Genomic DNA, 326 nt, shown 5'->3' with positions numbered 1-326 from the left:
GCCGAGCGCCTCGCCGACCATCCGCACGGTGCCCATGGTGTCGAGCACGTTGGCGACGGCGGCGATCTCGGCGGGCTTGCCGGCGGTGAAGATGGTGAGCTCGCCGGTCGCCGCGCGGGCGACGCCGCCGGTGACCGGCGCGTCGATCACCTTGGCGCCGGCGGCGACCAGGCGCGCGCCCTGCGCGGTGATGCTCGCCGGGCCGACCGTCGACATGATCACCCAGGTCTGGCCGGATATCTGGCCGGACACCTGGCCGGACGTCTGGCCGGACGTTTGGCCGAGCGCGCCGTCCACCACCTTGGCGAGCTGGTCGGGGGTCGCGA

General features: G+C 74.5%; 1 protein-coding gene. It reads right to left on the bottom strand.

Annotated features, from left to right (window positions below; all coding sequences use genetic code 11):
• Positions 1-326 (bottom strand): NAD(P)-binding domain-containing protein (locus A33M_RS21065; RefSeq protein ID WP_040622370.1); only part of this gene is annotated, 326 nt, incomplete at both ends.

The organism is Rhodovulum sp. PH10 (genome assembly GCF_000293785.1).
In the GTDB taxonomy this organism is placed as follows: Bacteria; Pseudomonadota; Alphaproteobacteria; order Rhizobiales; family Xanthobacteraceae; genus Rhodoplanes.
This window is presented reverse-complemented; position numbering and strand designations above follow the sequence as displayed.